General features: G+C 70.3%; 20 protein-coding genes. 14 read left to right on the top strand and 6 right to left on the bottom strand.

Going from position 1 to position 21,908, the window contains the following annotated elements:
* Positions 1 to 37: 37 nt before the first annotated feature.
* Positions 38 to 502: a Rieske (2Fe-2S) protein gene (locus tag ACFU8W_RS40475; RefSeq protein ID WP_384048823.1), complete on the bottom strand. Its 465-nt coding sequence runs from the start codon at positions 500 to 502 to the stop codon at positions 38 to 40.
* 355 nt (positions 503 to 857) lie between these two features.
* Between ACFU8W_RS40475 and aroH the strand changes: the two genes are divergently transcribed.
* The 5 genes from aroH to der all read left to right on the top strand — a co-directional run bounded on the left by aroH (position 858) and on the right by der (position 5,367).
* Positions 858 to 1,220, top strand: a complete 363-nt coding sequence (gene aroH / locus ACFU8W_RS40470) for a chorismate mutase (RefSeq protein WP_266987286.1) — start codon at positions 858 to 860, stop codon at positions 1,218 to 1,220.
* Positions 1,217 to 2,302: a prephenate dehydrogenase gene (locus ACFU8W_RS40465; protein ID WP_384048820.1), complete on the top strand. Its 1,086-nt coding sequence runs from the start codon at positions 1,217 to 1,219 to the stop codon at positions 2,300 to 2,302. Before aroH ends, ACFU8W_RS40465 begins: the two co-directional genes overlap by 4 nt.
* 158 nt (positions 2,303 to 2,460) lie before the next feature.
* Positions 2,461 to 3,177, top strand: coding sequence for a (d)CMP kinase (cmk, locus tag ACFU8W_RS40460; protein ID WP_345513630.1), 717 nt, complete (start codon positions 2,461 to 2,463; stop codon positions 3,175 to 3,177).
* Complete coding sequence (locus tag ACFU8W_RS40455) at positions 3,174 to 3,830, top strand: lysophospholipid acyltransferase family protein (RefSeq protein WP_327247158.1); 657 nt, start codon at positions 3,174 to 3,176, stop codon at positions 3,828 to 3,830. Before cmk ends, ACFU8W_RS40455 begins: the two co-directional genes overlap by 4 nt.
* A gap of 67 nt (positions 3,831 to 3,897) precedes the next feature.
* Complete coding sequence (gene der / locus ACFU8W_RS40450) at positions 3,898 to 5,367, top strand: ribosome biogenesis GTPase Der (RefSeq protein WP_384048815.1); 1,470 nt, start codon at positions 3,898 to 3,900, stop codon at positions 5,365 to 5,367.
* Positions 5,368 to 5,477: 110 nt separating this feature from the next.
* On the opposite strand, the gene ACFU8W_RS40445 is transcribed toward der, so the two are convergent.
* Complete coding sequence (locus ACFU8W_RS40445; RefSeq protein WP_384048812.1) at positions 5,478 to 5,804, bottom strand: hypothetical protein; 327 nt, start codon at positions 5,802 to 5,804, stop codon at positions 5,478 to 5,480.
* A gap of 137 nt (positions 5,805 to 5,941) precedes the next feature.
* A complete protein-coding gene (locus ACFU8W_RS40440; protein ID WP_384048808.1) occupies positions 5,942 to 6,724 on the bottom strand; it encodes a hypothetical protein in 783 nt (260 codons plus the stop codon).
* Between the two features lie 355 nt (positions 6,725 to 7,079).
* Between ACFU8W_RS40440 and ACFU8W_RS40435 the strand changes: the two genes are divergently transcribed.
* The 4 genes from ACFU8W_RS40435 to ACFU8W_RS40420 all read left to right on the top strand — a co-directional run bounded on the left by ACFU8W_RS40435 (position 7,080) and on the right by ACFU8W_RS40420 (position 10,908).
* Complete coding sequence (locus ACFU8W_RS40435; RefSeq protein ID WP_345513625.1) at positions 7,080 to 8,363, top strand: glycosyltransferase; 1,284 nt, start codon at positions 7,080 to 7,082, stop codon at positions 8,361 to 8,363.
* Positions 8,360 to 9,247 carry a transferase gene (locus tag ACFU8W_RS40430; RefSeq protein ID WP_384048804.1) on the top strand — a complete coding sequence of 296 codons (888 nt, stop codon included), beginning with the start codon at positions 8,360 to 8,362 and terminating at the stop codon, positions 9,245 to 9,247. Before ACFU8W_RS40435 ends, ACFU8W_RS40430 begins: the two co-directional genes overlap by 4 nt.
* Positions 9,248 to 9,294: 47 nt before the next feature.
* Complete coding sequence (locus ACFU8W_RS40425) at positions 9,295 to 10,254, top strand: helix-turn-helix transcriptional regulator (RefSeq protein WP_384048801.1); 960 nt, start codon at positions 9,295 to 9,297, stop codon at positions 10,252 to 10,254.
* A gap of 438 nt (positions 10,255 to 10,692) precedes the next feature.
* Positions 10,693 to 10,908, top strand: coding sequence for an I78 family peptidase inhibitor (locus ACFU8W_RS40420; RefSeq protein WP_345513621.1), 216 nt, complete (start codon positions 10,693 to 10,695; stop codon positions 10,906 to 10,908).
* 95 nt (positions 10,909 to 11,003) lie between these two features.
* On the opposite strand, the gene ACFU8W_RS40415 is transcribed toward ACFU8W_RS40420, so the two are convergent.
* Positions 11,004 to 12,035: a phosphatase PAP2 family protein gene (locus ACFU8W_RS40415; RefSeq protein ID WP_384048797.1), complete on the bottom strand. Its 1,032-nt coding sequence runs from the start codon at positions 12,033 to 12,035 to the stop codon at positions 11,004 to 11,006.
* A 488-nt stretch (positions 12,036 to 12,523) separates the two neighbouring features.
* Here ACFU8W_RS40415 and ACFU8W_RS40410 point away from each other — a divergent pair, with 488 nt between their 5' ends.
* The gene (locus tag ACFU8W_RS40410; RefSeq protein WP_384048794.1) at positions 12,524 to 14,248 is read left to right on the top strand and encodes an MFS transporter; all 1,725 of its coding nucleotides are present in this window, start codon (positions 12,524 to 12,526) and stop codon (positions 14,246 to 14,248) included.
* 73 nt (positions 14,249 to 14,321) lie between these two features.
* Positions 14,322 to 15,578 carry an acyl-CoA dehydrogenase family protein gene (locus tag ACFU8W_RS40405; protein ID WP_384048791.1) on the top strand — a complete coding sequence of 419 codons (1,257 nt, stop codon included), beginning with the start codon at positions 14,322 to 14,324 and terminating at the stop codon, positions 15,576 to 15,578.
* 41 nt (positions 15,579 to 15,619) lie between these two features.
* On the opposite strand, the gene ACFU8W_RS40400 is transcribed toward ACFU8W_RS40405, so the two are convergent.
* Positions 15,620 to 16,063, bottom strand: a complete 444-nt coding sequence (locus ACFU8W_RS40400; RefSeq protein WP_327247169.1) for a cell division protein SepF — start codon at positions 16,061 to 16,063, stop codon at positions 15,620 to 15,622.
* A 308-nt stretch (positions 16,064 to 16,371) separates the two neighbouring features.
* Here ACFU8W_RS40400 and ACFU8W_RS40395 point away from each other — a divergent pair, with 308 nt between their 5' ends.
* Positions 16,372 to 17,589 (top strand): DUF5685 family protein, encoded by a 1,218-nt coding sequence (locus tag ACFU8W_RS40395; protein WP_384048788.1) that lies wholly within the window; start codon positions 16,372 to 16,374, stop codon positions 17,587 to 17,589.
* Positions 17,590 to 17,622: 33 nt separating this feature from the next.
* On the opposite strand, the gene ACFU8W_RS40390 is transcribed toward ACFU8W_RS40395, so the two are convergent.
* Positions 17,623 to 18,567: an ABC transporter substrate-binding protein gene (locus ACFU8W_RS40390; protein ID WP_384048882.1), complete on the bottom strand. Its 945-nt coding sequence runs from the start codon at positions 18,565 to 18,567 to the stop codon at positions 17,623 to 17,625.
* Between the two features lie 506 nt (positions 18,568 to 19,073).
* Here ACFU8W_RS40390 and ACFU8W_RS40385 point away from each other — a divergent pair.
* Together ACFU8W_RS40385 and ACFU8W_RS40380 are read left to right on the top strand one after the other, a co-directional pair.
* A complete protein-coding gene (locus tag ACFU8W_RS40385) occupies positions 19,074 to 19,973 on the top strand; it encodes an amino acid ABC transporter permease (protein WP_384048785.1) in 900 nt (299 codons plus the stop codon).
* A complete protein-coding gene (locus ACFU8W_RS40380; protein ID WP_384048782.1) occupies positions 19,970 to 21,820 on the top strand; it encodes an FAD/NAD(P)-binding protein in 1,851 nt (616 codons plus the stop codon). Before ACFU8W_RS40385 ends, ACFU8W_RS40380 begins: the two co-directional genes overlap by 4 nt.
* The last annotated feature ends 88 nt before the right edge of the window (positions 21,821 to 21,908 follow it).

The following is a 21,908-nucleotide window of genomic DNA, read 5'->3' as shown; positions in this document are numbered from 1 at the left end:
CCGGCGGGGGCTTCGGCTCGCGCCGGGACGGTCGGTGTCATACGAGCCGGATGGTGTCACCGGTGACGGTGATCCGTTCGACGGGCAGCGGGCCCGGCGCGGGGCCGGCCACGACCGCCGCGTCCGTGATGCGGTACTTGCTGCCGTGGCAGGGGCAGTTGATGGTGCCGTCACTGACCGAGTCGACGGTGCAACCCGCATGGGCGCAGATGGCGGAGAAGCCCTTGAACTCGCCCTCCTTGGGCTGGGTCACCACCACCTTCTGCTCCTGGAAGATCGTGCCACCGCCGACGGGGATGTCCGAGGTCTTGGCGAGAACGGTGCCGCTCGCGGTGGAACCTTTCGGCGCCGTGGTGCTTGCCTTGGTACTCGGGGTGACGCCCGGTGAGGTCTTCGGTGCGGATGCCGTGCTGCTTTCGTCTCCGGACGAGCCGCAAGCGGTCACCAGCCCGGCGGCGCCCGCCGCGGCTGCCGTGAGGACCGTCCTTCGTCGTGCGTCCATGGCTTGCTCCCTCTGTGGTGGCCGCGACCGGGTGAGCCGTCTGCTCCCGGCATGGGCATCGTGACCCCGCGGACGCCGAGGGCCTAACAACCTGGCGGCAGACTCGCCCGAGTGGCAGAAGCACCTGTTCCGGCCGTCATTGTCGATATTCCATCCCTCTTCCGAGGGCAGAACCATGGAAGGAAACGACCTGGGCAGCTTGCGTGTCTCACGGACAGAGCACCTCGGTCGTCTGCCGCCCCGCCCCTCTAGGCTGAAAACGCGCAGGTTGGCACCGAGCAGGCGCGACAACCATGCAGCGGCACGAAGAACAACGGCACGAAGAACAACGGCACGAAGAAGTGAGGAGCCAGACGTGGCGGTACGAGCGGTCCGTGGAGCTGTCCAGCTGGACCGGGACGAGGCCGGACACATGGACGAGCGGGTCAGCGGCCTGCTCACCGCCATCCTGGAGCGCAACAGCCTCGTCGCGGACGACCTGATCAGCATCTGGTTCACGGCCACCCCCGATCTGCACAGCGACTTCCCGGCCGCCGCCGCACGCGGCATCGGCATTGTCGACGTACCGCTGATCTGCGCCCAGGAGCTGGACGTCGAAGGGGCGATGCCCCGCGTGGTGCGCATCCTCGCCCATGTCGAGACATACCTCTCCAAGTCCGAGATCGCGCACGTCTACCTCGGCGCCACCGCCTCCCTCCGCAAGGACATCGCCCAGTGAGAACCGCCGTCGTCATCGGAACCGGCCTGGTCGGCACCTCCGCAGCCCTCGCCCTCGCCGGGCGCGGCGTCCACGTCCACCTCCTCGACCACGACCCGGCGTCCGCCCGCACCGCGGCCGCGCTCGGCGCCGGTACGGACGAGGCGCCCGAGGGCCGCGTCGACCTGGCCGTCATCGCCGTACCGCCTGCCCATGTGGCCTCGGTGCTCGCCACCGCCATGCGGGACGACATCGCCCGCGGCTACCTCGACGTCGCCAGCGTCAAGGGCGGCCCCCGCCGCGAGCTGGAAGCCCTCGGCGTCGACCTCACGCCGTACATCGGTACGCACCCGATGGCCGGCAAGGAGCGTTCGGGCCCCCTCGCCGCCACCGCCGACCTCTTCGAGGGGCGCCCCTGGGTCCTCACCCCGACCCGCGACACCGACACCGAGGTCCTCAACCTCGCCCTGGAACTCGTCGCACTCTGCCGCGCCGTTCCGGTCGTCATGGACGCCGACGCCCACGACCGGGCCGTCGCCCTCGTCTCCCACACCCCGCAGCTGATCTCGTCGATGGTCGCCGCCCGCCTGGAGGAGGCCGACGAGACGGCCGTACGCCTCTGCGGCCAGGGCATCAGGGACGTCACCCGGATCGCCGCCTCCGACCCCCGGATGTGGGTGGAGATCCTCTCCGCCAACCCCGGACCGGTCGCCGATGTGCTCGCCGGGGTCGCCGCCGACCTCGACGAGACGGTACAGGCCCTGCGCAGCCTCCAGACCGGCGACGAGCACAAGCGCCGCGAAGGCACCGACTCCATCGAGGACGTGCTGCGGCGCGGCAACGCGGGCCGCGTCAGGGTCCCCGGGAAGCACGGGGCGGCCCCTGCGTCGTACGAGATCGTGGCCGTGCTCATCAGCGACCGGCCGGGCGAACTGGCCAGGATCTTCGCGGACGCGGGCAGGGCCGGGATCAACGTCGAGGACGTCCGCATCGATCACGCCACCGGGCAGCAGGCGGGTCTGGTGCAGCTGATGGTCGAGCCGAGTGCGGCCCCCGTACTGGCCACGGCGCTGCGCGAACGGGGCTGGTCGATTCGCCAGTAGGTGGCGTCCCGCGCCTCATGGCCGGACGCCCCCGGGTCCGCAGTGGCCAGGCCCGGGGGCAGTTGTCCACAGGGTGCAAAGGCCCGTCCGGACACTCGGTAACCTTGAGCGGGGCGGGTTCGCGCGTCCCCGTCCCGCCCACCCCGAGTACCAGGAAGGTGTCCACCACCGTGGAAACCGCAAGCGCCGCCGCCCGGACGGCCCCGGCCGCAGTGATCGTTGCCATAGACGGCCCGTCCGGCACCGGTAAGTCGAGCACGTCGAAGGCCGTCGCCGCCCAGCTCGGCCTGAGCTACCTGGACACCGGCGCCCAGTACCGGGCGATCACCTGGTGGATGCTGAACAACGGCATCGACGTGCAGAACGTCGCGGAGGTCGCGACCGCCGCGGACAAGCCCGTCATCGTCTCGGGCACGGACCCGGCCGCCCCGACGATCACGGTCGACGGCGAGGACGCCGCGGGCCCGATCCGTACGCCGGAGGTCACCTCCAGGGTCAGCGCCGTCAGCGCGGTCCCCGAGGTGCGGGCCCGGATCACCGAGCTGCAGCGGTCCATCGCCGCCGGCGCCGAGGTCGGCATCGTCGTCGAGGGCCGTGACATCGGCACGACCGTGCTGCCCGACGCCGACCTCAAGATCTTCCTGACCGCCTCCCCGGAGGCCCGCGCGGCCCGCCGCAGCGGAGAGCTCAAGGGCTCCGATCTCGCCACCACCAAGGAGGCGCTGATCAAGCGGGACACCGCGGACTCCAGCCGGAAGACCTCGCCGCTCGCCAAGGCGGACGACGCGGTCGAGGTGGACACGACCGAGCTGACCCTGCAGCAGGTCATCGAGTGCGTCGTCACCCTCGTCGAGGAGAAGCGGGCCGCGAAGTGACCCCTGCCACGGGCACGCCCACGCTGCGTGGAGCGGCGGTCGGGCGCGGGATCGGCATCGGGCTGATGTACGGGCTGTGGAAGCCCCGCGTCCTCGGTGCGTGGCGGGTACCCGCCTCCGGACCCGTCATACTCGCGGTGAACCACTCCCACAACATCGACGGGCCGATGCTGATGGGCACCGCGCCCCGGCCCGTGCACTTCCTGATCAAGAAAGAGGCGTTCGTCGGCCCCCTCGACCCGTTCCTGCGCGGAATCGGTCAGCTGAAGGTGGACCGTACGAGCGCCGACCGCACCGCCATCACGCACGCCCTGGGGGTCCTGCAGAACGGCGGGGTGCTGGGGATCTTTCCCGAGGGCACCAGGGGTGAAGGAGACTTCGCCTCGCTGCGGGCCGGACTCGCGTACTTCGCGGTACGCAGCGGGGCGCCGATCGTCCCCGTGGCCGTCCTGGGAAGCACCGAGCGCCGTGGGCGGTTGATATCGGCACTGCCGCCGTTGCGCAGCCGGGTCGATGTCGTCTTCGGCGACGCCTTCGAAACCGGTGACGGGAGTGGCCGGCGCACCCGGAAGGCGCTCGACGAGGCGACGGTACGGATCCAGGAGCGGCTGACCTCGCACCTGGACAGGGCCAGGCGCTTCACCGGGCGCTAAGTAAGACTTGAGTAGTGGGCCGCGTGATCGTGGTCCATCGATGATGATGCAAAGAGGAACGGACTTCATGAACGACCAGATTCACTCCGGCGGCTCGGACCACGAGCACGGAGCGCTTGGCGACGCCGAGTACGCGGAGTTCATGGAGCTCGCCGCGCAGGAGGGTTTCGACGTCGAGGACGTCGAGGGCGCGATCGACGAGGCCGGTCACGGACCGCTGCCCGTCCTCGCGGTCGTCGGCCGCCCCAATGTCGGCAAGTCGACCCTGGTGAACCGGATCATCGGCCGCCGCGAGGCGGTCGTCGAGGACAAGCCCGGGGTCACCCGGGACCGGGTCACCTACGAGGCCGAATGGGCCGGCCGCCGCTTCAAGGTGGTCGACACCGGCGGCTGGGAGCAGGACGTGCTGGGCATCGACGCCTCCGTCGCCGCCCAGGCCGAGTACGCGATCGAGGCGTCCGACGCGGTCGTCTTCGTCGTCGACTCGACCGTCGGCGCGACCGACACCGACGAGGCCGTCGTCAAGCTGCTGCGCCGGGCCGGGAAGCCTGTCGTCCTGTGCGCCAACAAGGTCGACGGCCAGAGCGGCGAGGCCGACGCCACCGCGCTGTGGTCGCTCGGTCTCGGTGAGCCGCACCCGGTCTCGTCGCTGCACGGCCGCGGCACCGGCGATCTGCTCGACGCCGTCCTCGAAGCACTGCCCGAGGCTCCGGCCCAGCGCTTCGGCACCGCCCTCGGCGGACCGCGCCGCATCGCCCTCATCGGCCGTCCGAACGTCGGCAAGTCCTCGCTGCTGAACAAGGTGGCGAACGAGGACCGGGTCGTCGTCAACGAAATGGCCGGCACCACCCGTGACCCGGTCGACGAGCTGATCGAGCTCGGCGGCATCACCTGGAAGTTCATCGACACGGCCGGCATCCGCCGCCGCGTCCACCTCCAGGAGGGCGCGGACTACTACGCCTCGCTGCGCACCGCGGCCGCCGTCGAGAAGGCCGAGGTCGCCGTCGTCCTGATCGACGCCAGCGAGTCCATCAGCGTGCAGGACCAGCGCATCATCACCATGGCCGTGGAGGCCGGGCGTGCGATGGTGATCGCGTACAACAAGTGGGACACCCTCGACGAGGAGCGCCGCTACTACCTGGAGCGCGAGATCGAGACGGAGCTCGCGCAGGTCGCGTGGGCACCGCGGGTCAATGTCTCGGCTGTCACCGGCCGGCACATGGAGAAGCTGGTCCCGGCGATCCAGACCGCGCTCGAAGGCTGGGAGACGCGTGTTCCCACCGGTCGGCTGAACGCCTTCCTCGGCGAGATCGTCGCCGCCCACCCGCACCCGGTCCGTGGCGGAAAGCAGCCGCGCATCCTCTTCGGCACCCAGGCCGGCACCAAGCCGCCGCGCTTCGTGCTCTTCGCCTCCGGCTTCCTGGAGCACGGTTACCGTCGCTTCGTCGAGCGCCGACTGCGCGAGGAGTTCGGCTTCGACGGCACCCCGATCCACATCTCGGTGCGGGTCCGCGAGAAGCGCGGCCGCAAGAAGTGACGTCCGGGTCGGCCCGCTGACTGACCGGCCGACCGACTGTCCGTCCGTGCCGGACATGACGAAGCCCCGCACCGTTCCTGTTGTGAGCGGTGCGGGGCTTCGTCGTACGGTCAGGCTCCCCCGGAGCCCGGTGGCAGCGCCGCCGGGGCGGTGCGCCCGGCGTGACGGCCGACCCGCTGCCAGGAGCCGGGGTTTCCGGTGCGCGGACTCTGACCGGAGGGGCCGGTGGCGCCGCCGGAGTGGCTCGGATGGCCGGAGTGGAGGCTCAGCGGAGTGCGGGCGCCGAACGGACCCGTACCGAAGGCCATGAAGGCCAGATTTTCCTCGCCGCTCCGATCACCTGGCAGCGCTCGGAACGACCGGCGGTACTCGGAGTACAACGCGTCGTAGATCGGGGTGTGGGACTGGCCGCCCGAAGGCTCCCGCGACGGGCGCATGGCAGGGATCGGGCTCGGGCGCTGGTGGGAGGGGTCGTATGAGTGCACGTACGTGCCAACGACCCCACCGGCTGTCGGATGCGGGCCCGGCGAAGAAATAGCTGTTCGCTGCGGGTGCGAGGAGCGTGCGGACATGATCAGGTCCCGGCCAGCGGCATCGCCGCCGCGACCAGGAGACCGCCGGCCGCGGCCTTCTCCAGTGCGTCGCGCAGCAGGTCCTCGCGGGGCTGCTGGCCGATCGATCCGGCCGGGGCGGCGAAGACGAGAACGGTCTGCGATTTGTTGGCCGCGGTCCGCCAGCCCTCGGTGACCTGCAGCGGGGCGTGCGCCTGCCACCAGGCGACGGGGGCGCCGCCGCCCGTGCCCGGCTGCAGCACGGCGTGCAGCTGTCCCATGGCGAGCAGGATCGACCAGCCGTGCAGCAGGGCGGGCAGCCTGTCCATCCCGTGGGCCTGCTGGAAGCCCTGTTCCAGCAGGAGCTGCAGGAACTCGTCGCCTCGGCTGCCGTCCGTACCGGGGCGGGCGATCGCGCCTGTCGGTTCGACGACCAGCGCCGGGTGGAGCTCGTCGTCGATCAGGACGAGACCGCTGGTGACGCCGAGGACGGCCTGGCCGGGCATGAGCCCCTCCGGGCCCTCCGGCTCGCTGCCGGTGATGCTGCGCACGGCGCCCTGCAGCTGCTCCTCCGAGACCTGGACGACCTGGGAGGGGATGCAGGTCGCGTGCGCGAAGGCGAGCACGGCGGTCTCGTCGCCGACGAACAGCACCGTGCTGGTGCGCTCCTGCTCGGAATCGCCAGGGGTACGGCAGGAGGTGCAGTCGTAGCTGCCCGGGGCGTTGTCGCCGACGAGCAACCGATCGGCTTCGGCATCGCCGATCTCGGCGCGTACGTCCTCGCTGACGTCGAGCATGCGCGGCACGGGTGGCTCCTCGAACTCGGTACGTGCGCCGGGCGGTTCCCGGCTCATGAAGAGACAACGGGCGATCCGTGGCCGGGGTCACGCGCGAAAGGGAACGGAATCGAACCGTCCGGCGCGGCGGGTGAATCGGAGCCCCGAAGGGTTTACTTTCGGTCAATACTCGCTGATTGGTGGCACATTGATCTGCCTGGCCCGACGAGCGACCGGTTCGACAGCAGGTCGACAAATCATGAAATAGGGGAACATAGAAGTGGCTGAAACTCGTCGATACCTTGAGTAAACCGGCGATCGGTTCTCACCGTCATGACAGGTGGAGCCCGCAGCAGATCGGTCGAACCGGGGGACACGGCGAGTCATGCACATTTCGTTTCTGCTCCACAACGCCTACGGGGTCGGGGGCACCATCCGCACGACGTTCAACCTCGCCGGGCAACTGGCCGAGCACCATGACATCGAGATCGTGTCGGTCTTCCGTCACCGCGAAGCCCCCGCGCTGGGCGCCCCCGCCGGCGTACGGATGAGTCACCTCGTCGACCTGCGCAAGAAGAGCCCCACGTACGACGGCGACACGATCGAGCACACCAGACCCGCCGCCGTCTTCGCCCGCGGCGACAGCCGGTACCGGCAGTACAGCCGACTCACCGACGCACGGGTGGCGGACCATCTGCGCTCCCTGGAGGCGGATGTCGTCGTCGGCACCCGCCCCGGGCTCAATGTCCAGATCACCCGGCAGGCCAGACGCGGTCCGGTCCGGATCGGGCAGGAGCACCTCACCCTCGACAGCCACAGCTACCGGCTGCGCCGTGAGATCGGCCACCGCTACACGCTGCTCGACGCGATCACGACCGTCACCGAGGCTGACGCACACGCCTACCGGACCGGGCTGCGGCTGCCCGGCGTACGTATCGAGTCCATCCCCAACGGGGTGCCCGAGCCGGTGGTCGCACCCGCCGACTGCGACAGCAAGTGGGTGATCGCCGCGGGGCGGCTGCACAAGGTGAAGCGGTACGACGTGCTGGTCCGCGCGTTCGCCGACGTGGTAGCCGTCCGCCCCGACTGGCGTCTTCGCATCTACGGCGGCGGCGACGCGACCGGCGACGAACGGCAGGCACTGCACACGCTCATCGGCCAACTGGGCCTGCACAACCATGTGTTCCTGATGGGCTCGGTCAACCCGCTGGAGGCCGAGTGGCCCAAGGGGGCGATCGCCGCGGTCACCTCGGACCGAGAGTCCTTCGGGATGACGATCGTCGAGGCGATGCGCTGCGGCCTGCCGGTCGTCGCCACCGACTGCCCGCACGGCCCCCGCGAGATCATCGATGACGGCAACGACGGACGGCTGGTGCCGGTCGGGGACGCGGCCGCGGTCGCGGACGCCGTGCTCGGCCTGATCGACGACGACGGAACACGGCACCGGATGGGACGCGCCGCCCGCGCCGCATCGCGACGGTTCGACCCCGCGCTGATCGCCGAACGCCACGAAGGGCTCTACACCGAACTCATCGGGCGCGGCGGGCGCCACCACTCGCACAGCGCCCTGCGCACCGGCGTGCACAGGGCCCGCGGCGCGGTGCTGGACGGCATGTACGCGCTGCGCCACAAGGCCGGCGATGCGCTCCGCAAGGGGAGGGCCGCGTGACTGTGCCCGCGCTGCGGCCGACACCGCCCGCCGAATCCACTGCCGGCCGCGTCGCCGACTGCGTCGCCGACGCCGACGGCCGGATCACCTTCGGTCTCCTCCGGGACCGCCGGGAGGGAGGGGCAGCGGGAGCCGTCCTGTTCCTGCGCCTGCGCGGTACGAAGGGGAGGAGCGACCGGACGGCCGAGGACGTGCGGCTGCCCCTGAGCCCGGACGGTGACGGGCGGCTGCGCGCCGTGCTGCCGGGCACGAAGGAGCTTGCCGAGGGCCGCTGGGACGCCTGGGTGCAGCAGCCGGGCACGGACGGCGAGACGGCTGTCGAACCCGGCGTCAGGGATCTGCGGGCCCTGGTCGACCGCACGCCCGGCCCCGGTGGCACAGTCGGCGGGGTCGTGGTCCGCATCCCGTACCCGACCGCCGACGGCCGGCTCGCCGTGCGCTGCTGGGTTCGCGCGCCGCACGCGGAGGCCGGGCCGATCACCTTCGGTCCGGCCGCGATGACCGTCGACGGGACGCTGTACGGGGCGGAGCTCGGCGACGACGCGTGCGTGGAGGCGCGGACGGCCGGCCATCCCGAGCGGAGCTGCCGGGCGCCCGTGACCGGCAGGAACGGGAGTTTCACCTTCAGCCTCCCGTACGACCTGCCGACCGCCGGACGGGTGACCGCGCCGCAGCTGTGGGAACTGTGGCTGCTCCCCGGCGGGCCGAGCGGGAGCGGTACCGGCGGGATCAGGATCTCGCGCATCCTCGACGACATCTGGGACCGCAAGAAGATCTTCGTCTACCCGCCTCGAGCCACCACGGGGGACGTCCTCGCCGCTCCCTGCTACTCGGCCGACAACGACCTCTGTCTACGGCTGGAGCCGGTCCGACGGCACGACTGACGGGATCGAGGACAGCAACTGTCCTCGACCACTGGCAGACTCGCCCCATGTTGGAGACCTCGGCACGACTGCTGCGCCTGCTCTCACTCCTGCAGGCCCACCGGGACTGGTCCGGAGCCGATCTCGCCGAACGGCTCGGGGTGACCCCCCGGACCGTCCGGCGGGACGTCGACAAACTGCGCGAGCTCGGCTATCCGGTCAACGCCAGCCCCGGCACCGGCGGCGGCTATCAGCTCGGCGCGGGGGCCGAGCTGCCGCCGTTGCTCCTCGATGACGAGGAAGCGGTCGCGGTGGCGGTCGGGCTGCGTACCGCGGCCGGTCACGGCGTCGAGGGCATCGGGGAGACCTCCGTACGCGCACTCGCCAAACTCGAGCAGGTCCTGCCGAACCGGCTCCGCCGCCGGGTCGGCGCCCTGAGCGCCTTCACTGTGCCCATGATGCGCGGACCCGGCGCCTCCACCGTCGACCCGGGCGTCCTCACCGAGCTGGCCGGGGCCTGTCGGGACAGCGAGCGGCTGCGCTTCGCCTACCGGTCCCACGGCGGCTCCGTATCGCGCCGGACCGTCGAACCGCACCGGCTGGTGTGCACCGAGCGCCGCTGGTACCTGGTCGCCTGGGACCTGGAGCGCGCGGACTGGCGCACCTTCCGGGCGGACCGGATCACCCCCACGCCGCCGCACGGTCCCCGCTTCGTTCCGCGCCGCCCGCCCGCCGAGGACCTGGCCGCCTATGTCTCGGAGGGCGTCTCCATCTCTGCGTACGCGACGCATGCGGTGATCCGGCTGAAGGTGCCGGTCGAGCTGGCCGCGGAGCGCATCTCGCCGTCCTCCGGAGTGCTGGAGGCGATCGACGCGGACAGCTGCCTGCTGCGCACCGGTGCGGCGAGCCTCGACGTCCTGGTGATCCACGTGATGCTCATGGGCTTCGACTTCGAGGTTGTCGAACCGCAGGAGCTCACCGAAGCCATCAGGGCGGCCCGGGACCGGCTCTCCCGGGCACTCGGCTGAAGGCAGCCGCGGACTTTCGACCGACCGCTCGCCCGGTGTGTCCGGCCGGTCAGGGCGGGCTTGTGTCCGGTATACGGGCGGATGCGAGCGGCGGCCCCGGTCCGATGGTGTGGATATTCCGACCAGAAGATAAGGCTGCCATAAGGAAGCGTGAATTCCCGATGGCGAGCCCGTTTTGAAATGCCTTACATGAAGGAAATTCCGACCATCGGGTATGTCATATTTCCTCGGGTTTTCCCAGCCGTTCAGTGATCGTTTGTAAGTGCGGGTGATTACTGTGCGTCGGGCTGAGAATCGCACGTTCGAGTGAAGCAGTGCGAGGGAAACGGCTGTCGTGATCCTGTGACACAAGCGTGACCGGTGGCGTACGTGAGGATGCGGTGCCGGGTGCCTGCGCCCGGCTTCCGTGCCCGTCCGGGGGCGCCTACGGTGAGTGGCATGGCACCTATCCCGACCCCTCCCGCCCAGCCCGATGACACGCCCGGCGCGTATGTCGGCCTCGCCGCAGAAGCCGCCGAGCGGAGGGCCCGTGCCCGCGGCTGGCGCACTGTCAGGGCTCTGCCGCCGGGGGCGATCATCACCATGGAGTACTTGGCCGGGCGGATCAACTTCGAGGTCGACAACGCCGTGGTGACCCGCTGCTGGGTCGGCTGAGACCTCTGTCATGAGCAAGGCCCCGACCGAGGGTCGGGGCCTTGACTGTGCGGAGGGAGGCTGTGCGTACCGCCCCCGCATCGGGGTGTGCTCCGTCAGCCCCCGGCCACCGGGCGGGCCGGGCTCGTGCCGCCTCGCGGCGATCGGTCCGCGTGCGGCGGGCGCCGACTGCCGGCCGGGGTGACCGGCGTCCGCTCCGAGCGCACCACGTGCGGCGTGTGGGCCCGCTGCCGTGTCCCTGCCGCCGGAGCGGCAGGTGCCGAGGCGGCAGGGCGACCGCCTGTGGCGACCGGTTCGAGCACCGGGTTCCCGCCCGCGCCGTCACCACTGTCCGGTTGCGGCAGCAGCACGGCCTGGGGCGCACCGGCCGCGACGGGCACGGGGAGAGCGGTCCGGCGGCGCGCACGCAACTGCTCGCGCACCGCGAAGATCCAGTCCTCGGTACGGGTGATCAACGGCTCGACCCACGGCAGGCCCAGCAGGATCAGCAGCCCCGCGGCCCAGCCGAGCAGCACATCGCTCAGCCAGTGCGTACCGAGATAGACGGTTGTGAGCCCGACCCCGAGCGAGACCACCGCCGATACGGCCGACAGGTAGCGCCTGGCCCGCGGCGTAGTGGCCAGGTAGGCGAGGATTCCCCAGGTCACCACGGCGTTGGCGGTGTGTCCGGACGGAAATATATCGCCGCCGGCGAAGAGCTCCGCGGAGCCGATCTGGGTCGCGTAGTGCGGGCCGAGCCGGCCCAGGCCGAGCTTGACGGCACCCACGGTCAGGTTGAGCAGCAGCAGCGAGGCGCCCAGGGTCAGCAGGGGCCGCAGAGTGTGCTGCCGCCAGGAGCGCCAGCCGAGCCAGCAGGCGACCATCACGGCCGTCGGGCCTCGCTGGCCGAGCACGACGTAGTAGTCGAGGAAGGCATGGATTCCGGGCCACTGCTGGTAGGGCCGGAAGAGCATGACCTTCCAGTCCAGGGTCACCAGCCAGGAGCCGATCAGCACGGCAACGACGATGGCGAGATAGAACGCCAACGTCCCGCCGAAGAGAGCGATGCGGTGACGGCTCATCCGCGGCGGCTCTATCTTCGGCGGTTCCGGCTCCCGGTCCAGCCGGGCAAAGATGTCGGTACGCACCCAATCGACGTTACAGCGAGTGAGTGCCTGATCCGGTCGTCCGGGCCGCTTTGTGATGACGATGTGATGTGGACTATGTCTCAGTCAGGTCAATATTTCGGACCCGTCAGTGAATCCCGGCGGCCTCGCGCTCTATTTCTTCCGCGCTTATTTCGGAAGAGTGTTTGAGTATCTCCGAATAAACGGCGAGCGGTGCAGGTATCCATTTCTCCGGCCGAGATGGGCGGGTGGACGGACGGTGCCCGGCCGGTCACGGAACGGTCACAAGTCGATGCCGGGGCCGGTCGGGCGCGGAGCCGGCGGGGCGACCGGCGTGGCGCATGCCACACCTCACGACCTGTCGGGGTATGAGATCGACCACGTGTGGTCACGTCGAACTCGCGTACGCTGACGGATCACTCGCCCGTCGATGCCGGGCCTGGAGGGGCAGTGCACGCTGCTTCCCCGGTTGGCCTGCCGAGCGCGAGGGACCTTTGGGAGGTACATGCATGTCCGGGACGACCACAGCCCGATTCCGGCTGCGCGCAGCCGCCGACGGTGCCAATCGATGGGTCGTCCTGGTCGTCCTCTGCCTCAGTCTTTTGCTCGTGGCGCTCGACGCGACGGTGCTCCACGTCGCCGTACCCGCCGTCACCGAGGATCTGCGGCCCAGCGCCGTCGGTCTGCTGTGGATCGTGGACGCCTATCCACTGGTCTGCGCCTCGCTGCTGATCCTCTTCGGCACCCTCGGTGACCGGGTCGGCCGCCGCCGCATCCTGCTGCTCGGCTACGCGCTCTTCGGCGTGGCCTCCGCGATCGCCGCGGTGGCGGACAGTCCCGGCGTACTGATAGCGGCGCGCGCCCTGCTGGGTGTAGGCGGCGCGATGATCATGCCCGCGACGCTCTCCATCCTCCGCCAGGTCTTCCCCGACCGGCGCGAGCGAGCCGTCGCCATCGGGGTGTGGACCGCGGTCGCCGCCGTCGGCGCGGCCACCGGACCGGTCATCGGCGGCTTCCTCGTGGAGCACTTCTGGTGGGGCTCGGTCTTTCTGATCAACATCCCGCTGATGGCGCTGATCCTGCCGGTCGGCCGACTGCTGCTGCCCGAATCGCGGGGCAGCGACGACGGCCCCTGGGATGTGCTCGGCGCGCTGATGGCCGCGGCCGGAGTGCTCGGGGTGGTCCTCGGTGTGAAGCGCGCGGGCACCGGCGAGGGCGTCTTCGGCCCCGCCACCCTCGTACCGCTGCTGCTCGGGGCGGCGCTGCTCGTCGCGTTCGTCCGTCGGCAGAAACGCCGTACGCATCCACTGATCGACATCGCGATGTTCGCGCGGCCCGCGTTCTCCACCGCGGTCGGCTGCATCGTCATCGCCATGCTGGCCCTGGTCGGTCTGGAACTGATCGCCGTCCAGTATCTGCAGCTGGTCCTGGGCCTCAGCCCCCTGGAGACCGGCCTGCGGCTGCTGCCGCTCACCTTCGCCGCGATGGCCGCGGGTGCGACCGGCTCGTACACCCTGCGCCGGGTCGGACCGCGCCGGATGGTCGGCTGGGGCTTCGTGCTCACCGCCGCCTCGGTGCTGATCCTGACCCTGATGGGGCAGCACGACCGGCCCGCCCTGCTGACCGTGGCGTTCGTCGTGCTCGGCTTCGGGCTCCAGTCCACGCTCTTCGGGGCGTACGAATCGATGCTCAGCGAGGCCCCGGCGGACCGGGCGGGTGGCGCGGCGGCCATCGGCGAAACCTCGTACCAGCTGGGCGCGGGCATGGGAATCGCCCTGCTGGGCAGCGTCATGAACGCCGCCTACACGCCCGGACTGGCCAAGCTCTCCGGAGCGGGGGTCCCCGCCGAGGCGTCCGCCGCCGCCTCTCACTCACTGGGCGAGGCCTATCAGGTCGCCTCGCAGCTGGACGGTCCGCTGGGCGGGGTGCTGCGGAGCACGGCCCGGCATGCCTTCATCAACGGGCTGCATGTCACGCTGCTGGTCAGTGCGGGTCTGCTGCTGGTGGGCGCGCTTGCCGCGCTGCGACTGCCGCGGGTGATGGAGTGCCCGCCGGTGGAGATCTGCGAACCCCGCGAAGCCGCCGAGGCGGCCGTGGCCGTGGAGGCGCGAGGGCCTCGCGCGTTCCCTGCTCCCCAGGGCGCCCCGGTCCAGGGTCCGCCGAAAGGGTCGCTCTCGGTGCCCGCCCGGCGGCAACCCGCCGAGGCCACCGGCTCTGGACGCGCGGCACACTGAGCCGTAACGTCAGCACGACGCCATAACTAACACTGCTAGTTTTAGTATCGTGCGAGCCGCCGGAGGCACCCTCATGTCCACCCCATCTCCCGCGAAGCCGTCGAAGCTCCCGCCCTTCGACCCCGGCGACCCGATCGGCATCGACGATCTGCTCAGCCCCGAGGACCTCGCGATCCGCTCCACCGTCCGCGCCTGGGCCGCCGACCGGATCCTGCCGTACATTGCCGAGTGGTACGAGAACGGCGAGCTGCCCGGCATCCGTGAGCTCGCCCGCGAACTCGGCTCGATCGGCGCCCTCGGCATGTCCCTGCAGGGATACGGCTGTGCGGGCGCCACCGCCGTCCAGTACGGACTGGCCTGCCTGGAGCTCGAAGCGGCGGACTCCGGGATCCGCTCACTCGTCTCCGTGCAGGGCTCCCTCGCCATGTACGCCATTCACCGCTTCGGCTCCGAGGAGCAGAAGCAGCAGTGGCTGCCGGGCATGGCGGCCGGCGAGATCATCGGCTGCTTCGGACTCACCGAGCCGGATCACGGCTCCGACCCGGCCGGGATGCGGATGCACGCCAAGCGCGTCAAAGGGGGCACCTCAAGCTCGGGCGGAGCCGGGAGCGGGGGAGACTGGGTGCTCAGCGGCCGCAAGATGTGGATCACCAACGGCTCCGTGGCCGGGGTCGCCGTCGTCTGGGCGCAGACCGACGAGGGCAGCGGCAGCAGCGGCATCCGCGGCTTCGTCGTGCCGACGGACACCCCCGGCTTCTCCGCGCCCGAGATCAAGCACAAGTGGTCGCTGCGTGCCTCGGTCACCAGCGAGCTGGTCCTCGACGAGGTGCGGCTGCCCGCCGACGCCGTACTCCCCGGGGCCACCGGCCTGCGCGGACCGCTCAGCTGCCTCAGTCATGCCCGCTACGGCATCGTCTGGGGGGCCATGGGTGCGGCGCGGTCCAGCTTCGAGGCAGCGGTCGACTACGCGAAGACCCGGGAACAGTTCGGCAAGCCGATCGGTGGTTTCCAGCTCACTCAGGCCAAGCTCGCGGACATGGCCGTCGAACTGCACAAGGGCATCCTGCTCGCCCACCATCTGGGCCGTCGGCTGGACGCGGGCAGGCTCCGCCCGGAACAGGTCAGTTTCGGAAAGCTCAACAATGTGCGGGAGGCCATCGAGATCTGCCGCACCTCGCGCACGATCCTCGGCGCCAACGGGATCTCGCTCGAATACCCGGTGATGCGGCATGCGACGAATCTGGAGTCGGTGCTCACGTACGAGGGCACCGTGGAGATGCACCAGCTGGTGCTGGGCAAGGCGCTCACCGGCCTGGACGCATTCCGGTAGAACGGGGGACGCCGGCCGGACCGATCCGGAGAGCGCCCTGCTCAGCTCTGGTTGAAGAAGCCGTCGGCCGGTCGGCCGACGGCTTCGCCGTTGAGCACCCGGGTGTCGGCCGGGGTCAGCAGGAAGACCCGGGTGGCCACGCGGTCGATCGAACCGCGCAGTCCGAAGATCAGCCCCGCGGCGAAGTCCACGACACGCTTCGCGTCGGCAGGGTCCATGGCCGTGAGGTTGATGATCACTGGGACGCCGTCCCGGAAGAGCTCGCCGATGGCGCGCGCGTCCCGGAAGCTGTCCGGGGTGACCGTGGCGATCCGGCGGCCCGTTTCCTCGGCGGCCTCGGAGACCACCTGCACCCGTGGGTCGGTCACCCAGGCATTGCCGGTCCCGGTCCTTGCACCCTCGGCGTACTCGTCGTCGTCGTAGTAACGCTCGTCGTTGTCCTCTACGAGGCCCAGCCAGGCACTCGCCTTGCGCACCGATCCCATGGACGCCTCCTCTCACCGCGGTTCCTTGGTGTTCCGCATCTCTTTCGTATCCCTATGGTCGACCATGATGCGGATCGTGCGCCAAGTGGATAGTCGGCGCGCAGGCGATTCGTGACGTTACTGGTGCAGAAGATGTGGCGATTCGTCAGGTTTCCTCCCGTATCGGACCCCTGGGGAAAAGAAAATATGATGCTCCGGCCCGTACGGGTGACACGGGGGACGTACGGGTGAACGGGTCACTCGATACGATGCCCGTCGCGCACCCGCACGAGCGCTGCGCATGGCTGAACGGCTCTCGGGGGATTGTCGTGTTCGGAATAGTCAGGCCCTGTACCCATCGGTTGTCCGAGGGGCTCAGGACCGCGTGGATGGCTCATCTCTGCGGGCTCTGTCTCGCACTTCGCTCGAACCACGGTCAGTTCGCCCGGATCGTCACGAACTACGACGGCCTGATCGTCTCGGTCCTGACGGAGGCTCAGGCGGAGCGCACCACGGGCCGGTGGCGCACCGCGGGTCCCTGCCCGCTGCGCGCCATGCGGACCGCGCCGGTCGCCCGCGGCGAAGGTGCCAGGCTCGCCGCCGCCGTCTCGCTGGTGCTGGCCTCGGCAAAGGTGCGGGACCACGTCGCCGACCGGGACGGGCTGTTGAAGCGCCGCCCGGTCGCCGCAGCCGCCCGCCGGGTCGCCGCGGGCTGGGACAGGGCCGGGGCGCGCACCGGTGCACAGTTGGGCTTCGACACCGCGGTCCTCGTCGACGCCGTCGATCGGCAGACCGGCATCGAGCGGCTCGCGGGGCTCGGCACCCCGCTGCTGACGGTCACCGAGCCCACCGAGACGGCCACCGCGGCGGCCTTCGCCCACACCGCCGTACTCGCGGGCAAGCCGCAGAACGCCGAGCCGCTCGCCGAGGCCGGGCGGCTCTTCGGGCGGCTGGCCCATCTGCTGGATGCCGTGGAGGACCAGGAAGCTGACACGGTTTCGGGCGCCTGGAACCCGCTCACCGCCACCGGTACCTCGCGCGCCGAGGCCCGGCGGCTGTGCGACGACGCGCTGCGCGGCGTACGGCTGGCGCTGCGCGACGTCGAATTCACCGATGACAAGCTGGCGCATGTGCTGCTCGTGCATGAACTGCGCCGGTCGGTGGACCGCGCGTTCGCCACGGAGACGTGCTCCCATCAGGCGGATACGCACCGGGCCGGTGGACACGGCGTCACCGGGTCCTTCGGGCCGCCGCCCGGCAATCCGTACGCACCGAACGCCCCCGGCAGCCCGTTCGGCCCGCCGTCGCCCCCGCCGGAGCCGCCGCGCGACCGGCGCGGGCTGATCGCGGGCTGTCTGGTGTGGGCGGGACTCGCCTGCACCTGCCAGATGTGCTGCGGGACCTTCGAGGACCCGTGGAGCCGGCAGCGCCGCGAGGGTCTGTGCAGCCAATGCGACTGCTGCGATGCCTGCGACTGCTGCAGCAACTGCGCTGACTGCTGCAGCAACTGCGACTGCTGCGACTGCGACTGCGGGTGCGACTGCTGAGCCACGCTTCGGGCGCGGCTCGGCAGCCCCGGGTCACTTGATCTCGGGCGGTGAGATCTGCGAGGTCTCGATCGCCGACGCGCCGATGCCCCACTTCTTCAGGATGCGGTCGTACGTCCCGTCCGCCTTGAGCCCGTTGACCGCTGCCTGAAAAGCGGGCGCCAGCGGAGTGCCCTTCTTGAACGCGAAGCCGACGTCGAGCCGCTTGAACTCGTTGAGGAAGCGCACGCCCTCCTGCCGGCCCACCGCGTAGCGCAACCCGTTGATGGTCGACATCACCACGTCGCTGCGACCCTGCTGGAGCGAGGCCCAGATGGCGCCCGGATCGGAGTAGGTCTTCACGTCGTACGGCTTCTTGCCCCCGTCGGCGCACCGGTGTCTGTTCTCCTCCAGCGTCACTTCGAACGTGGTGCCCGCGGTGGTGCCCACGGTCAGGCCGCAGAGCTGGGTGAGATCGGTGACCTTCGTCAGCTTGCTGTCGTCCCGGACCGCGAAGCCCTGCCCGTCATTGAGGTACGTGACGAAGTCGATCGTCCTGCGCCGCTCGTCGGTGACCCCGAAGTTCCCGGTCCCCAGGTTGTACTTCCCGCTGTCCAGAGCGGGCAGGATCGCCTCGAAGGCGGCTGTCTCGCGCTTCAGCCTGAGCCCCAGTGCCCTGGCAGCGGCGTCCGCGATGTCGATGTCGGTACCGGCCACGGTCTTCCCGTCCGGCAGATAGGTGGCGCCCGGCGGCGAGCCGACGCTGGAGGCAATGGTCAGTGTGCCGGAGGCGCGGACACCGGCGGGGAGCAGTGCTGCCGCGGCCTGGTTCTTCCTCACCGAGGACACGACGTCCTGCGTGGGGATCTTCTCCTTGGCAGCGGCGGTCCCGGCCGCGCCGGCCGGTGCGGCCGCCGGGTCGCCCGACCCGCACGCGGTGAGAGCAAGGGCGGCAACGGTGATCAGCGCGACGGCAGCGGTGTGCCGGGTACGGGGCATGAGGTTCTCCGGGTCGTCGACCGTGAACAGGCAGTCGGGCAGCGCGAAAACACACGCCACGGCAGCACGGCCACGGTCGGGGCGAAGGAAGAGCGGATGGCGTTCGGAACAGCGAACGGCGAAGAGCGATCAGGCGAGGGGAGGGTGCAGCGATGTTGTGTACGCGAAAACACGCAGGGAACAGTGCTCAGGCGCCGGACAGGGCACGAGGCACAGAAACGAGGAACCGCAGGGGGTCAGCTCAACAGGAAGAGGACCACACGCGACCGAAGTCGATGTGGGAGCGCTTGACCAGCCACTGCTGCGAATGCATGGCCCCAGTGGAACAGGCGATCCGTGGTCCGTCAACCGAGGTGAGACGTACGGCTCACAGTGTGGACAAGCTTGACAGCGCGTCATGAACAAGGCTTATCTCAGAGACGGATCGCGCTGAGGGGCCCGGTCCGCGTTGTGTTGTGCGTGAAGGCACGTCCCGTGTTCGATCTCTGCATCCACGGAGCCTTCGCATGTCTGCGCAGACAGATGCATTCCCTCAACCACGTCCGGCCCCACTCCCGAAGGACCCGGTCCCGCTCTCGAAGCGCAGCGACACGGGCCATGACGCCGAACAGCTGCGGATCGTCCCGGTGCGCCGAACAGGCCAGTGGACGGCGGCCGTTGCGGTCCTGGTGCTTCTTGCCCTGGCGCTGAGCTCGGTCTTCCGCAACGACGCCTTCCAGTGGGAAGTCGTCGGCGACTACTTCACCACCGCATCGGTCCTGCGCGGTCTCGGTCTCACCCTCTGGCTGACAGTGCTCGTCATGGTGCTCGGCTTCGCCCTCGGGACACTGCTGGCCGTACTCAGGCTCTCCACCAACCGTGTTCTCCAAGGGGTCAGTTGGGGCTACGTATGGCTTTTCAGATCCACTCCGATCCTGGTCCAGCTGCTCTTCTGGTTCAACATCGGAGCGCTCTACCCGCAGATTCTCGGTGTCCGTACGGTCAACCTCCTCGGACCCGTCACGGTCGCCGTCATCGGGCTCACCCTCCATGAGGCCGCCTACGCGGCGGAGGTCGTCCGCGGCGGCATCCTCTCCGTCGAGCGCGGGCAGATCGAGGCCGCCCAGTCGCTGGGTCTCGGTGCCTGGCGTCGGTTGCGCAGGATCGTGCTGCCGCAGGCGATGCGTTCCATCGTCCCGCCCGCCGGGAACATGCTGATCGGCACCCTCAAAGGCACCTCGATCGTCAGCGTCATCGCCGTGCAGGACCTGCTGTACTCGGTGCAGCTCGTGTACCACCGCACCTACCAGGTCATCCCGCTGCTGCTGGTCGCCACCCTCTGGTACGTGGCCGTCACCTCGCTGCTCGGCATCGGCCAGCACTACATCGAACGGCACTACGCGCGCGGCACGGCGGGTGCCCGATGAGCGAGCGGCCCACTCTCGTGGTGGTCGGCGCCGGACCGCGCGGCACCGGCCTCATCGAGCGCATCGCCGCCAACGCCCCCGAGCTGTACGAGGGCCGGCAGCTCGACATCCATCTCGTCGACCCGCACCCGCCCGGCGGCGGCCGGATCTGGCGGCGCGACCAGTCCCCGCTGCTGTGGATGAACTCCATGGCCGAGGACGTCACCATGTTCACCGACGACACGGTCCAGCAGGAGGGGCCGATACGGCCGGGGCCCGCACTGCACGCCTGGGCGGCGGACGTCCGCGAAGGACGGGTCACTGTCCGGGCGGAACCGGAACTCCTCGCTGAAATACGGGCATTGGGTGGCCAGGACTTCCCCAGCAGGCGGCTGCAGAGCGCCTATCTGGGCTGGGTGTACGAGCAGGCGGTGTCCACGCTCCCGCAGGGCATCACCGTGCACGAGCACCGCGGCCGCGCCCTGCGCGTCACCGGTCCGCGTGGCGGCCGGCAGCGCGTCTGGCTGCAGGGGCGCGACGAACCGCTGACGGCCGACCTCGTCGTGCTCACCATCGGCCACCTCGATGCCGAACCGGCCCCCGAGCACGTCGAACTCGCGGAGTTCGCGGAGCGGCACGGGCTCGTCCACCTGCCGCCCGACTTCACGGCCGACAGTGATCTCTCGGTCCTGCAAGCGGGCGAACCGGTCATCGTCCGGGGCTTCGGGCTCGCCTTCATCGATCTGATGGTGCTCCTCACCGAGGGGCGCGGCGGACGGTACGAGAACGGCGCGTACCTGCCCTCAGGCAAGGAACCCGTGCTGTACGTCGGGTCGCGGCGCGGAGTCCCGTACCACTCGAAGATCGGCTACGGCTGGCAGGGCGAACGTCCGCCGCTGCCGCGCTTCCTCGGCCCGGACCGGACCGAGGAGCTGCTGAGCCGGTCCGAGCCGCTCGACTTCCGGCGCGATGTATGGCCACTTGTCGACAAAGAGCTCGGGTATGCCCACTACCACCGGCTCTTCACCGCCCATGCCGAGCGCACGACGGTCGACTGGCCGGTCTTCGAGGAGAAGTACGCGGCCGCCGACGCGGACAGCCCCGAACTGCACGCCCTCATAGCCGCCGCGGTTCCCGACCCCGCCGACCGGCTCGACCTCGACGCGCTCGACCGCCCCCTGGACAAAGTGCGCTACCCGTCGTACGACGCGCTCCAGCAAGGACTGCGCGACTACATCACCGCCGACCTCGACCGTCGCCACGACCCCGCCCACAGCGAGGACCTCGCCGTCTTCCTCGGGCTGCTGACCGCCTACGGGCAGTTGATGCGGCTCGGTGACATCGGCAGCTGGTGGCACGGCTTCTTCAGCTACCTCGCATCCGGCCCGCCGGGCCCCCGGCTGCACCAGCTGCTCGCCCTCTCCAGGGCCGGTGTCGTCCGCTTCCTCGGCGCCGGAACGACCGTCGAGGCGGACGAGGAGCGGGGCATCTTCCGGGCCGGCAGCGCCACCGTGCCGGGGGAGTGGATCGAGGCCCGCGCACTCGTCGAGGCCCGGCTGCCGGAGCCGTCCCTGGAACGCACCCGCAGCCCGATCCTTCAGGCGCTGTACGAGGACGGGGCCGCCGCCACCGCCACCGGACTGCTCTCCGTCCACCCCGACGACGGCCGGATCCTGGGCCGCGACGGACGCCCCCACCCCCGCCGCTTCGCCCTCGGTCCTCACACCACCGCACGGGCGAGCGGCGCCTTCACCCGGCCGCGCACCGGCGGCCCGGCGTTCCGACAGAACGACGCCACCGCCCGCACGGCGCTCACGTTCCTCCGTGACCTGCTCTGTAGCGGCGGCAGCGATCGCCTCAGCGCCTAATGGGAGCTGTCGGGTCGTAGAGACTCGGTGCCGTAGCCGCCAGCAGGTGAGCACTTTCATCGCCGGAACCACTGCGAGTTCTGTGGTC

Origin of the sequence: Streptomyces sp. NPDC057565 (genome assembly GCF_042801455.1) — a bacterium.
GTDB lineage: Bacteria > Actinomycetota > Actinomycetes > Streptomycetales > Streptomycetaceae > Streptomyces > Streptomyces yanii.
Note: the sequence above shows the minus strand (reverse complement) of the source record. Positions and strands in the feature narration are given on the sequence as shown.